We start from the raw sequence: 12,595 nt of genomic DNA, 5'->3' as shown, positions 1-12,595 counted from the left end.
CCGGTCGCCAGCGGAAGCAAATCGCCGAGGACTTCGGCCATCCTGGCCACGCTAATTCGCATGTCAGGTGGACCGGTCCTCGGCGCTTTCCGGATCCTCGACGTCAGGGGCCTTCTCGGCGATCAGCACGTTCGCCCAGCGCGTGGTGGGGTCGATGTCGAGCAGGGCGGCCTTGGCCAGCAGGGTGAGCGGGATGGCCAGCAGCGCGCCGAGCGGGCCGAGCACCCAGGACCAGAACACCAGCGACAGGAACGTCACCGTCACGCTCAACCCCACGGCGTCGCCGACGAACTTCGGCTGGATCACCGACTGGATGACGAAATTGATCACGCTGTACAGCACGATCACCCAGATCATCAGCCCGACACCGCCGTCGAGCAGGGCGAGCAGCGCGGGCGGCACCAACCCGACGATGAATCCGATGTTCGGGATGTAGTTCGTGATGAACGACAGCAGCGCCCACAGGATCGGTAGCGGCACGCCGAGCAACCACAGTCCGATGCCGTCGAACACCGCGACGATGAGACCGAACACCGTCGAGACGATCAGATATTTCCTCGTCCCCTGGGCGAAGGCCTCGATGGCGTAGGCGATCTCGGGCCGGACGCGCTCGACGACCGCCATCTTCGCGCCGATGGCCATGCCGTCCAGCGTCATGAACACCAGTAACGCGAGTACGAAGAACAGGTTGGAGAAGACGGCGAGCAGACCGCGCAGTGCCGACTCCAGCACTTCGACGAGTTTGCCGATGTCGACCGAGCTCAGCAGGTTCTGAATCTCCTCGGGGCTCACCCCGGCGTCGGCCAGCGCGCGGCGTACACCGTCCAGCAGCTCGTCGACCCGGTCGGTGTAGTTGGGCAGTTCGGTGGCCAGCTGCGCTGCCGACACCACCAACGCGCCGATCAGCACGATCAGGATCGACCAGACAGCGATGAGTGCCACGATCATTCCGGCCCAGGGCCGCCAGCCACGCCGCCGCGCCCAGGACTGGAGGGGCTGGACGGCGATGGTCAGCATCAGCGCGAGGAAGACCGGGGCGAGAATGCTCGCGAAGATCTTGATGCCCGCGATCGCGCCTACGGCGCTCGCCGCGGCCAGCAGCACGATGAGGCCGCGCGGGATCGCCCAGGCTCCCGCGGTCCCTGCCGGTGGTTCGGCGTTCCGCGGCTGTCCGGTTCGAGGCGATCGCTTCTCCCCTGGCCCGCCTTCGGTCAACTCGCGACGACCTCCCCCGCGATCGCGGTCGGGTGTCCAGCCATGCGCGCTCCTCCGCTCTTCGATGCGCCGCCGTGGTCGACGCTAAGTCCGCCGACGCCACGGCGCTTCACACGTTTCGGGTGAGATCGGCGCGGTCGCCGGTGCCTATGCTGGCGCCATGAGCCTTCGGTGCGGGGTGTATCTGCCGCCGTTCGGTGAGCTCGCCGACCCGCGGGTGCTGGCCGATCTCGCGGCGGAGGCGGAGCAGGCCGGGTTCGACGGCGTCTTCGTCTGGGATCACGTGGTGCGTCCGCACCGGCCGGGACTCGCGGTGTGCGACGCCTGGATCGCGCTGGCCGCCATGGCTCTGGCGACCCGTCGCGTGACGATCGGGCCGCGGGTCACGCCGTTGTCGCGGCGGCGGCCGCACGACGTCGCCCGGCAGGCCGTGGCGCTCGATCAGCTCAGCGACGCCCGGTTCGTGCTCGGCGTCGGCTCTGGTGCGGATACCGGTGGCGAATTGAGCAAGCTCGGTGAGGCCACCGAGCCGCGCGAGCGGGCCCGGCTGCTCGACGAAAGTTTGCACGTGATCACCGCGCTGTGGAGCGGCGACGAGGTCCGGCACGACGGTCCCCGCTACCGCGTCGACGACCTGCGCTTCCTGCCCCGTCCGGTGCGGCGCCCCCGCATTCCGATCTGGGTGGCGGCGCAGTCTGTGCGCGGCGCGCCTCTGCGCCGGGCCGCGCGCTACGACGGTCTGTGCCCGGAAGCGTCGCCCGGCGAACTCACCGAGATGCTCGCGGTGATCGCGGACTACCGCACCGACCTCACCGGCTACGAGGTGGCCATCGCCGTCCCGCCGGAGCGCGACAAGGAACGCGACGCCTACGAGCGGGCCGGAGCCACCTGGTGGCTGCGCCAGCTGCCCGAAATCTGCACGCGCGCCGAGGCGTTCGCTCTCATCAACCGGGGACCGCACTGACACACCCGATTATGTTGCGGTGGTTGGACTCTCGATGAGCGGAACCCGTGCCGGTCCGCGTGCGCGTCAATAGCGTCGGACCCATGAGCGTGCGCGGACGACGGCCTTTGAAACTCGTCACCGGGGTCAGTGGCTCGCCCGAGGTGTACGCCGCGGCGGTGGATCCGCGACGGTCCACGCTGGCGCAGGCGGTCGGAATCGCGAAGCTCGCCGAGGCCGAGAAGTTCGACGCGCTGTTCGCCGCGGACCTGCTCAGCTTCGGCGCGCAGGGCGCGATCGGCGCGCAGGAACCGCTGATCTTCGTGTCCGCGCTGGCGGCGGTGACCTCGCACGTCGGGTTGATCGCGACGGTGACGACCACCTTCCACCACCCGTACAACCTGGCCCGCCTGTTCGGCACCCTGGACCACGTCAGCAACGGGCGCGCCGCATGGAACGCGGTGACCTCCTCGGTGGGCGAGGAGAACTACGGCGACCAGGAGCTGCCGAGCCCGGAGGAACGGTACGCGCGGGCGGCCGAATCGCTCGCGGTGGTCAACGCCCTGTTCGACAGCTGGGCGCCGGGGGCGCTGACTCCCGACGGCCGCGGCGGCGCGGTGCTGCGTCCCGAACTCGTGCGACCGGTCGACCACGCGGGCCGGTACTTCACCGTGCGCGGTCCGCTGAACATTCCGCCGCTGCCGCAGCGACGGCCGGTGCAGTTCCAGGCCGGTCAATCCGAGGGCGGCGTCGAGCTCGGCGCCCGCTTCGCGGAGGTGGTCTTCACTTCGCTGCCCACCTTGGAAGACGCCGTCACCTACACCAAGCGGATCCGGGCCCGCGCCGCCGAACTCGGTCGCGCGGAGGGGCTTCCGCTCGTCATGAGCTCCTTCCACGCCACCTACGGCGCCACCGAGGCCGAGGCGCGCGCCGCGGTCCGGGAGCGGGAAGAGGCCACCGACTTCGAGGCGGGGCGAATCGCCTTGGCCGACATGCTCGGCGGTGATATCGACCTGTCCGAGCTTCCGCTCGACAAACCGATCCCCGAGCGGCTGCTGCCCGACGTCGGCGCGGTGCATCGCAGGCGTGGACGCGTCGAGATCTTCACCGGCTTCGCCAGGTCGGGAAAAACTTTGCGGGAGTTGATCATCGCCGCCAAAGACACCGGCCACTGGGCTGCGGCGGGCACCCCGGAGCAGCTCGCCGACGCCATCGCGGAACGCTACGACGCGGGCGTCCTCGACGTCATCGCCCTCGGCGGCCTGGACGACCCGCGCACCGGCGACTTCCTCCGCAACGGACTGCTGCCCGAGCTGCGCCGCCGCGGCATCGTCGGCCACGACTACGTCGGCGACACGTTCCGCGCGAATCTGGAACTGCCGCCGCTGCCGGAGTGAATCCCGCCGCGCCCGTCGGGAATTCGTTCACCCCAGGGCGGCGAGTTTGTCTTCCAGCACCGACCGTTCCCGTTCGTTGGCGCACAGCCGCACCGCGCGCTTCAGTTCGTCGCGGGCCTCGTCCGCCCGACCGAGCCGCGTGAGCAGTTCGCCGCGCACGCTCGGCAGCAGGTGCGAATTCGCCAGTGCCCCAGCGGCTACCAGTTCGTCCACGATCGGCAGCGCCGCGGCGGGCCCCTGCGCCATGGCGACCGCGACCGCCCGGTTGAGGTCGACCACCGGGGACGGCGCGAGTCTGCCGAGCGCCTCGTAGACGAGAACGATACGTTCCCAATCCGTTTCGTTCACCGACGGCGCGACGGCATGGCATTCCGCGATCGCCGCCTGCAACCCGTAGGCGCCGAGGCCGCGGCCGAGCCGCTCCGCACGGGCTAGGGCGGCGCGGCCGCGCCGGATCGCGCCGTGGTCCCAGCGACGGCGGTCCTGGTGCTCGAGCAGCACCGGCTGGCCGTCGGGGCCGGTGCGGGCGGGGAACCGCGCCGCGGTCAGTTCGAGCAGCGCGAGCAGGCCGTGCGTCTCGGGTTCGTTCGGCACCAGCCTGGCGAGCACCCGCGCGAGGCGCTGCGCCTCGCTCGCCAGGTCGAGCCGGATCAGATCGTCGCCGGAACTGGCCGTCGACCCTTCGGTGAAGATCACGTAGATCACGCTGAGCACCGATCCGAGCCGCGCGCGCCGCTCCTCGGCCGAGGGCAACGCGAACGGCACTCGCGCGGCAGCCAGGGTCTTCTTCGCCCTGGTGATCCTCGCCTGCACGGTCGCGGTCGGGACGAGGAACGCCTTGGCGATCTCGTCGCTGGTGAGACCGCCGACCACCCGCAGCGTGAGCGCTATTCGCGCCTCCCGCGGCAGCACCTCGTGGCAGGAGATGAACATCAGCGCGAGTACGTCGTCATCGATCTGGTCCGGATCCCAGAGCACGTCCCCGGCCTGCTCGGCGGGCGCGCCGCCCGAGGCGGCGCCGCCCTCGCCCAGCTCACCGGCCAGGGCGGCGTACCTCTGGTCGAGGGCGGAACGCCTGCGAAACGCGTCGATGGCGCGACGTCTGCCGACAGTGAGCAACCATCCGGCGGGGTTGCGCGGCACGCCCTCGCGCGGCCAGGTCACCAGCGCTTCGGCCAGCGCCTCCTGGGCGAGGTCCTCGGCCAGCGCGAAATCGCCGGTGTAGCGCGCGAGCGCGCCGACGATCCGCGCGGACTCGATCCGCCAGACGGCGGCGACGGCCTCACGGCCGGTGTGGTCGGCCATCGCCGGTCGGCCCGCTCAGAGCTGGCCGGTGGCTTCGCGCCACGCCCGCTCTTTCTGGATCCACACGTTGTCCTGCGGGAACTCGTCGATCGTCGGGACGCGGCGGATCTCGGTCTTGAAGCCGGGGCCGGTGATCGGCAACCGCTTGGCCCACTCGATGGCCTCTTCCTTCGACGCCACGTTGAGGATGTAGAAGCCGCCGAACAGTTCCTTCGTCTCGCCGTAGGGGCCGTCGGTGACCACGGGCGTCTCCGAGGAGTGGTCGACGACAACGCCTTCGGCGGCGTCCTCGAGGCCCTCCGCGGCCAGCAGCACGCCCGCGCGGATCAGCTCGTCGTTGAACCGCCCCATGGTCTCGAGCATCTTGTCGAAGTCGATCTCGCCCATCGCCTTGTAGGCCTCGTCGGTGGCGCGCATGATCAGCATGTACTTCATGGTCTGTCTCCCTGTGCTGTGCGGGTCCCTCGTGGACCCTCTCGCCCATAGGTCGAACGGGGATCGCCACGGATCGACATCGGCGCCGAACTTTTTTCCGGCGATCGCGGGCAGCATATGACGCGCTGTCGACGAACGGGTGCGGTCGGCGATCATCGGACCGTCGCGCGCAGTTGCGGCGACGCCCGACGAGCCGCTTGGGTCGGGCGCGAGGCGACGCGTACGGGACTCCGCGAGAAATCGGTATCGTGGTGCGGTGCAGACCTTTTCGACGCCACACGTCGGCGCCGTCAACGATTTGACCGCACGGTGGTGCGCCGCCGCGGGCGAGGGCGATTTCGTCGTCTCCGGAGCCGGGCTCTGGCCACTGCTCGCACTGCTGGCCGACGCCGCCGACGAACCCGCGCGATCGGAACTGGAAGCCGCCATCGGCCTGCCCGCCGAGACGGCGCTGCAGGCGGCACTGCGGACGCTCGACATCCTCGCCGACGCCGTCGACCTGTCCGCGGCGCTGGGTATCTGGGTCCGTCGAGACCTTCCGCTGCGCGACGAGTGGCTGGCCGCGCTGCCGGTCGGCACGGTCGACCTGCTGACCGGTCAGCCCGAGCTGGACGAGTGGGCGCGGCGGCACACCAACGGCTTGATCGAACGCTTTCCGCTGAACGTCACCTCCGACACGCTGCTGGTCCTGGCCACCGCGCTGGCCGCCAAAACGAGCTGGCGGTTGCCGTTCCGCGACACCGTCATGTCACCGGAAGCCGGTCCGTGGCGGGGCCGCCGACTCGTCGCGCTCACCCGCACCGACCACGACCTGCGCAAGGTGGCCGTGCTGGACGACGAACGGCCGGTGACACGGCTGGTCGTGGCCGGGAAGGCCGATCTCGACGTGCATCTGCTCATCGGCTCCGACAGTCCCGCCGAGGTCCTCGCCACCGGGTTGGCCGCGCTCGGCGGGTCGGTGCCCTACCGCACCGGGCTCGAGACGGGGCCCGTCGCGCCGGGGTTGACCGCGCGTCAGGTGTTCGGCTACGAACAGCGCGACCGCCTCGAGGTTCGCCTGCCGCCCTTCGCGATTCGCTCCGAGCACGACCTCATGAAGCAGGCCGCCCTGTTCGGCTTGCGCGCGGCGAGCGACAAGGGCAGCGGACATTTCCCGCGAATGTCGCCCGCGCCACTGGCGATCGCGGAGGGCGCCCAGGACGTGCTCGCCAAGTTCGATCGCGAGGGGTTCGAGGCCGCGGCCGTCACCGCGTTCATGGTGGCGCCAGGCGGGCCGCCCGCCCTGCCCGAGCAGCGCCACACCACCGTGTTGGAGGTGGACTTCGACCGGCCGTTCGGCTTCCTCGCCGTCCACCGCCCGAGCGGGATGGCCGTGGTCGCGGGGTGGGTGGCCACTGCGGCCGATGCTCCGGAACCGAATGGGGAGCCCGTGCCGGTTCCTCGACTCGTGCGGTGATCGGCGCGTCAGCCGACGTCGCGCCGCTGGGCGCGCAGGCCGCGCGCCCGCGCGGTGATCGTCGCCGACACCGTCCGCAACTCCCCGGACAGCAGGAACGCCTGCACCAAACCCTCGACCTCGTCGAGCACCGTGCCGTCCGGCCCGCACACCAGGCAGTGATACCAGCACCGACCTCGGTGCAGACCGCCCGCGCCCGGCCCGAGCAGATCACGGTAGATCCGCGTCGCCAACTCCGACAGCGCCGCCGCTGTCTGCGCGGGCGTGCCGGAATTGCTGACCCGCCACCACCGTTCCTCCAATCGGCCCGGTAGCGAGATCTCGACCACATAAGTCAGCTCCGACCTCGGATCTCCCATACCAGCAATGGTGCCCACCGGAGTCCGTCCTATTCGTCAGCGACGCGCCGTCCGGAACCGGCCTCCGGTCATCGTCTCCGGAGCGCGGACGCCCGTTTGATGCCGCCTTCGCCGGGTCCGCGGGCGGCAACGAGCGGGTCGTGCGGACCGGGAGGTGCGGGATGCGTCAGTGGCGACAGATCATCGCGGGAGCGGGAGTCGCGGTGTGCGCGCTCGGACTCACCGGATGCGGTGACAACGACAGCGATACCGGCGCGACCGCGAGCCCGACCACTCCGACGACTCCGATCGCGACCCCGGCCACCCCGACCACGCAGGATTCCGCGAGCCAGGGCTCCGCCGAGACCGCCTCGATCTCGGCGGCGCAGCGCGCGCTGCGGACCGCGGCCGACGCCGTGCCGAACGGCCGCGCCTTCGACGTGGAGATCGAGACGAGCAACGGCAAACAGGTCTTCGACGTCAAAGTGGCCTCCGACGGCAACGAGGTGAAGGTGCTCGTCGACCAACTCGGCGAACAAGTCGTCGCCCAGAGCCGGTCCGACGAGCCCAGCGACGACGTGGCCAAGGTCGAGTCCGCGACATTCGACGCCGGTCGCGCACTGGAAGCCGCGGCGGAGCGCGAGCCCGGCGCGAAGCTGGTCGAGATGGAGCTGGACACCAACCGGGACGAGTTGCTGATCTGGCAGATCGAACTGGTCCGCGCCAACGGTTCGGAGGTCGAGGTCGACGTGGACGCCCGCACCGGCGCTGTCGTCAGCATCGGCCAGGGCTGATTTTCGATTCGAGGTGCCGCCGACGCCGTGTCGGGCGCGCTGAGCACTGATGTGACCCTTGCCACAGGTTGGTACATGCGCGTACCGTGCAAATGGTACGCCGAAGTACCACGCTGGGAGATGGCGCATGAGCACCGTGACACTGCCCGAAGGACCCTCCACGCCACCGCTCGTCCAGAGCCTCGCGATCGTGGCAGGCCGGACCCGCGCTTGGCGGCACTGGCGCCGCAAGTACGGCTCCGCGTTCACGGTCTATATGCCCAGATTCGGTCGCACCGTGGTGATCTCCGAACCCGCCGAGGTCAAGGCGCTGTTCACCGCGGGCAGCGACGTCGCGGACAACCTGGATGTCAACCTCGGCCAATTCCTCGGTCCCGGTTCGCTTTTCGCATTGAGCGGGGCCGAACACCGCAAGCAGCGCAAGCTGCTCACCCCGCCCTTCCACGGCAAGCGGCTCGCGGTGTACGAAGCGCTCATCGAAGAGGAAACCGAGCGGGAGCTGGCGACCTGGCCCTCAGGCGTCGAGTTCGCGACGATGGACTCGATGATGCGGATCACCCTGAACGTGATCCTGCGCGCGGTGTTCGGCGCGGAAGGCCGGGAGTTCGAGGAGCTGCGCGTCCTGCTCCCCCGGCTGGTTCTCGTCGGTTCGGCGTTGGCGGCCTTGCCCGTGCCGCGAAAGTTCCTCGGCCGCTACGGGCCGTGGGCCAGATTCGCCGCGCACCGCGAGCACTACGACGAGATCGTCGCGCGACTCATCGCCCGCGCCGCCGCCGACCCCGATCTGGGTGATCGCGACGACGTGCTGTCGATGATGTTGCAGGCCCGCTACGACGACGGCTCCGCGATGACGCACGGCGAGATCGCCGACGAACTGCTCACCCTGCTCACCGCCGGGCACGAGACCACCGCGACGACGCTGGCCTGGACCGTCGAGCGGTTGCGCAGGCATCCGGAGATCTTGCGGCGCTTGGTCGCCGAGGTCGACGCGGGCGGCTCGGAGTTGCGCGAAGCGACACTGCTCGAGGTGCAGCGCGTGCGGCCGGTGATCGACGCGACCGCGCGCAAGGTGCGCGCCGAGTCGATGACACTGGGACGCTGGACGCTGCCCAAGGGGCAGAACGTGCTGGTGAGCATTCGGCTCATGCACGACAACGAAGAGCTCTTCCCGAGGGCGCGCACCTTCGACCCGGACCGGTTCCTCGGGGTGCGACCGGGCACCTTCACCTGGATCCCGTTCGGCGGCGGTTCGCGCCGCTGCATCGGCGCCGCCTTCGCCACGATGGAGATGAACGTCGTATTGCGCACGCTGCTCAGGGATTTCACGCTGGAGACGACCACCGCGCCGGACGAGCGCGCGCACTTCCGCGGTGTGGCGCTGGTTCCCGCCAAGAAGGGCCGGGCGGTCGTGCGCAGGCGACCGCCGCGCCCCGCGGTCCCGGCCGACACGCAGGCCGCCGAGGTGACGGCATGATCGAGGGTCGCGTCGACGTCGGTCGCGGCGTCCACCTCGCCTACCAGCGGCTCGGCGACTCGGAAGGGACGCCGATCGTCCTGATCGCCGGACTCGGCCAGCAGCTGCACATCTGGCCCGACGGCCTGTGCCGCCTGCTCACCGAACGCGGTCATCCGGTGCTGCGCTTCGACAATCGCGATGTCGGCGAGTCGACGCATCTGATCTTCCCACCGCCGGGTCCGCTCGACTTCCTGCGCAAGCGGTGGCATCCCGAGCAATACGAGCTGGGCGATCTGGCCGCCGACACCGTCGGCTTGCTCGACGCGCTCGATCTCGGCTCCGTACACCTGGTCGGCATGTCGATGGGCGGCATGGTCGCGCAGACCGTCGCCGCGCGTTATCCCGAGCGGGTCGCCTCGCTGATCTCCCTCATGTCCACGACCGGTGCCCCGCGCGTCGGCCGACCCGCCCTCACGACGTGGCGGCGCATGTTCGGCAGACCACCGAGCACCCGTGCCGAGCACGTGGACGCCGCCGTCCGCATGTACCGGCACATCGGGTCCGCGGGCTATCCGTTCGACGAGGCCGCCGTGCGCGCGGCGGCGGCGCTCGTGTGGGATCGCGACCCGCGGCCCGCGGCGGGCGTCGGCCGCCAGCTCGCGGGAATCCTGAAGTCCGGCGACCGAACTCGAGAACTCCGCGCGGTGACCGCGCCGACGCTGGTGCTGCACGGCGATCGCGATCTGATGGTGGCGCCCACCGGCGGCGCCGTCACCGCCGGCGCCATCGCGGGCGCGCGCCTGCGCACGCTCACCGGCTTGGGTCACGACCTGCCCGAAGGCATCTGGCCGACACTCGCCGACCTCATCGACGAACACATTCGCACCGCAGTAACCAGGAGCACCGATGCCTCGAACCGCTAGACCCCTGTCCGGTCACCCGGCGATGATCACCGGCGCCGCCTCCGGCATCGGACGCGCACTCGCCCAGCATCTTTCCCGCCGGGGATCCCCGGTCGCCATCGCCGACATCGACGCGGCGGGACTGAAGGAGACCGCCGCATCGCTCTCCGGTCCCGTGCTCACCCGCGTGCTCGACGTTCGCGACGCGGCCGATCAGCGCGCGTTCGCCGACGAGGTGCGGGCCTGGCTGACCGCGCCGTTGGCGGCGGTGTTCAACAACGCGGGGGTCGCGGTGTCCGCGTCGGTGCTCGACGCGAACGCCGAGGACGACGAGTGGTTGCGCCAGATCAACTTCGACGGCGTGGTCAACGGCACGCGCGCCTTCCTGCCGCTGCTCGTCGAGCAGGACAGCGGCGTGATCGTCAATACGTCGAGCGTGTTCGGGTTGGTCGGCATGCCGAACCAAAGCGCCTACTGCGCCGCGAAATTCGCCGTTCGCGGCTTCACCGACGCGCTGCGCCAAGAACTTCGGGGCACCGGTGTCTCGGCGGTGAACGTGCACCCCGGCGGCATCACCACCAACATCGCGCGAAATGCCAGGGTGCGCAAGGATCCCGAAGGCCTCGGGCGCAGCAAGGAGCAGCTGGCGACCGAGTTCGAAGCGGCCACCCTCACGTCGCCCGAGAAGGCCGCCGACATCATCGCCCGAGGCGTCGAACAGGGCAAGGCGCGGATCCTGGTCGGGCCGGACGCCTACCTCATCGACGCGCTGGCACGGATCACGCCCACCCACTACTACGCCGTGATCGCGATGCTGGAGCGTCGGCTGCGGGCCAGGGGCCGGAGCGAGGCGCTGGCATGACCGAACATCTCGACGTGGTGATCGTCGGCGCGGGCCTGTCCGGCATCGGCGCCGCCCACCACCTGCAGACGGCTCTCCCCGACCGGACCTACCTCGTGCTGGAGGCGCGCGAGGCGATCGGCGGCACCTGGGACCTGTTCCGCTATCCGGGCGTGCGATCGGATTCGGACATGCACACCCTCGGCTACCGGTTCCGGCCGTGGACCGACGCCAAGGCGATCGCCGACGGACCTGCGATACTCGACTACGTGCGCGCGACCGCGACCGAGGCGGGCATCGATCGGCGAATCCGCTTCGGGCACAAGGTTGTCGACGCATCCTGGGACAGCGGGACGGCGCGCTGGACGCTCACCGTAGAGCACGCGGGCGCGACGGTCACCATGACGTGCTCGTACCTGTACGTCTGCGGCGGCTACTACCACTACGACCGCGGCTACACCCCCGAGTTCGACGGTGTCGAGGATTTCGGCGGCCGGGTGGTGCACCCGCAGCACTGGCCCGACGACCTCGATCACGCGGGTCGGCGCGTCGTCGTGATCGGCAGCGGCGCCACGGCGGTGACGCTGGTCCCGGCCCTGGCACGGGAGGCCGCCCACGTCACCATGCTGCAGCGTTCGCCCAGCTATATCCTGCCCGCCCCGACCGTGGACGCCGTGGCCACCCGCTTGCGCGCGGTGCTCGGTCCGCGCCGCGCCTACGCCGTCACCCGGTGGAAGAACGTGCTCATCAGCACGCTCATCTACCAGCTCAGCCAGCGGCGGCCCGCGATGATGCGCAAGTTCATCCGCGAGCAGACGATCAAGCATCTGCCCGCTGGCTACGACGTGGACGTCCACTTCAACCCCAGCTACGGCCCCTGGGACCAACGGCTGTGCCTGGTTCCGGACGCCGATCTGTTCCGGGTGATCGGCGACGGGAGCGCGTCGGTGGTCACCGACCGGATCGACCGGTTCACCGAACGCGGGCTGCGGCTGACCTCCGGCACGGAGATCGAGGCCGACATCGTGGTGACCGCGACGGGTCTGCGATTGCTCGCGCTCGGGGGCATCCGGCTCTCCGTCGACGGGCGGGAGGTCCCGTTGCCGCAGACCATGGCCTACAAAGGCATGATGCTCGGCGGGGTGCCGAATTTCGCGTTCACCATCGGCTACACGAACGCCTCGTGGACGTTGAAGGCCGATCTGGTCGCCGAATACGTCTGTCGGCTGTTGCGCCATATGGACGCGCACGGCTACGACCACTGCGTGCCGGTGCCAGACCCGGCGATGGACGCCAGACCGCTGCTGGACTTCCAGGCCGGTTACGTCCTGCGCTCGCTGGACCGGTTCCCGAAAGCGGGAACGCGGGCGCCGTGGCGGCTCGGCATGAACTACGCCCAAGACGTGCTCACCCTGCGGCACGGCCGGATCGACGACGGCACCCTCCGCTTCGCCCGAGCGACGCCGCACCGCGCCGGGTCCGACGTGCTCGCGGAGCCGGGCGGTCACTAATC

At 70.2% G+C, this 12,595-nt stretch carries 12 protein-coding genes; 8 read left to right on the top strand and 4 right to left on the bottom strand.

What is annotated here, in order from left to right; translation table 11 throughout:
• Nucleotides 1–63 precede the first annotated feature (63 nt).
• Nucleotides 64–1,122, bottom strand: a complete 1,059-nt coding sequence (locus ABZV58_RS23640) for an AI-2E family transporter (RefSeq protein ID WP_355002656.1) — start codon at nucleotides 1,120–1,122, stop codon at nucleotides 64–66.
• Nucleotides 1,123–1,375: 253 nt separating this feature from the next.
• Between ABZV58_RS23640 and ABZV58_RS23635 the strand changes: the two genes are divergently transcribed.
• Both ABZV58_RS23635 and ABZV58_RS23630 read left to right on the top strand, forming a co-directional pair.
• Nucleotides 1,376–2,179, top strand: a complete 804-nt coding sequence (locus ABZV58_RS23635; protein WP_355002325.1) for an LLM class flavin-dependent oxidoreductase — start codon at nucleotides 1,376–1,378, stop codon at nucleotides 2,177–2,179.
• A gap of 83 nt (nucleotides 2,180–2,262) precedes the next feature.
• Nucleotides 2,263–3,555 (top strand): NtaA/DmoA family FMN-dependent monooxygenase, encoded by a 1,293-nt coding sequence (locus tag ABZV58_RS23630; protein WP_355002324.1) that lies wholly within the window; start codon nucleotides 2,263–2,265, stop codon nucleotides 3,553–3,555.
• Between the two features lie 27 nt (nucleotides 3,556–3,582).
• Here the strand turns inward: ABZV58_RS23630 and ABZV58_RS23625 are convergent, their stop codons facing one another.
• A complete protein-coding gene (locus tag ABZV58_RS23625) occupies nucleotides 3,583–4,860 on the bottom strand; it encodes a sigma-70 family RNA polymerase sigma factor (RefSeq protein WP_355002323.1) in 1,278 nt (425 codons plus the stop codon).
• A gap of 15 nt (nucleotides 4,861–4,875) precedes the next feature.
• Complete coding sequence (locus ABZV58_RS23620; protein WP_355002322.1) at nucleotides 4,876–5,295, bottom strand: YciI family protein; 420 nt, start codon at nucleotides 5,293–5,295, stop codon at nucleotides 4,876–4,878.
• Nucleotides 5,296–5,551: 256 nt separating this feature from the next.
• Between ABZV58_RS23620 and ABZV58_RS23615 the strand changes: the two genes are divergently transcribed.
• Entirely contained in the window at nucleotides 5,552–6,751 is a 1,200-nt protein-coding gene (locus tag ABZV58_RS23615; protein WP_355002321.1) for a serpin family protein, read from the top strand.
• An 8-nt stretch (nucleotides 6,752–6,759) separates the two neighbouring features.
• Here the strand turns inward: ABZV58_RS23615 and ABZV58_RS23610 are convergent, their stop codons facing one another.
• Nucleotides 6,760–7,110 carry a hypothetical protein gene (locus tag ABZV58_RS23610; RefSeq protein ID WP_355002320.1) on the bottom strand — a complete coding sequence of 117 codons (351 nt, stop codon included), beginning with the start codon at nucleotides 7,108–7,110 and terminating at the stop codon, nucleotides 6,760–6,762.
• Between the two features lie 161 nt (nucleotides 7,111–7,271).
• On the opposite strand from ABZV58_RS23610, the gene ABZV58_RS23605 reads away from it, so the two are divergent.
• The 5 genes from ABZV58_RS23605 (at nucleotide 7,272) to ABZV58_RS23585 (ending at nucleotide 12,593) form a co-directional block, all read left to right on the top strand.
• On the top strand, nucleotides 7,272–7,883 hold the full coding sequence (locus ABZV58_RS23605; RefSeq protein ID WP_355002319.1) for a PepSY domain-containing protein: 612 nt from the start codon (nucleotides 7,272–7,274) through the stop codon (nucleotides 7,881–7,883).
• A gap of 127 nt (nucleotides 7,884–8,010) precedes the next feature.
• Entirely contained in the window at nucleotides 8,011–9,357 is a 1,347-nt protein-coding gene (locus ABZV58_RS23600; protein WP_355002318.1) for a cytochrome P450, read from the top strand.
• On the top strand, nucleotides 9,354–10,262 hold the full coding sequence (locus ABZV58_RS23595; protein WP_355002317.1) for an alpha/beta hydrolase: 909 nt from the start codon (nucleotides 9,354–9,356) through the stop codon (nucleotides 10,260–10,262). The genes ABZV58_RS23600 and ABZV58_RS23595 overlap by 4 nt, the downstream gene beginning before the upstream one ends.
• Nucleotides 10,246–11,103, top strand: a complete 858-nt coding sequence (locus ABZV58_RS23590) for an SDR family NAD(P)-dependent oxidoreductase (protein WP_355002316.1) — start codon at nucleotides 10,246–10,248, stop codon at nucleotides 11,101–11,103. Before ABZV58_RS23595 ends, ABZV58_RS23590 begins: the two co-directional genes overlap by 17 nt.
• Nucleotides 11,100–12,593, top strand: coding sequence for an NAD(P)/FAD-dependent oxidoreductase (locus tag ABZV58_RS23585; RefSeq protein ID WP_355002315.1), 1,494 nt, complete (start codon nucleotides 11,100–11,102; stop codon nucleotides 12,591–12,593). Before ABZV58_RS23590 ends, ABZV58_RS23585 begins: the two co-directional genes overlap by 4 nt.
• Nucleotides 12,594–12,595 lie beyond the last annotated feature (2 nt).

The organism is Nocardia sp. NPDC004654, assembly GCF_040609595.1.
GTDB lineage: Bacteria > Actinomycetota > Actinomycetes > Mycobacteriales > Mycobacteriaceae > Nocardia.
This window is presented reverse-complemented; position numbering and strand designations above follow the sequence as displayed.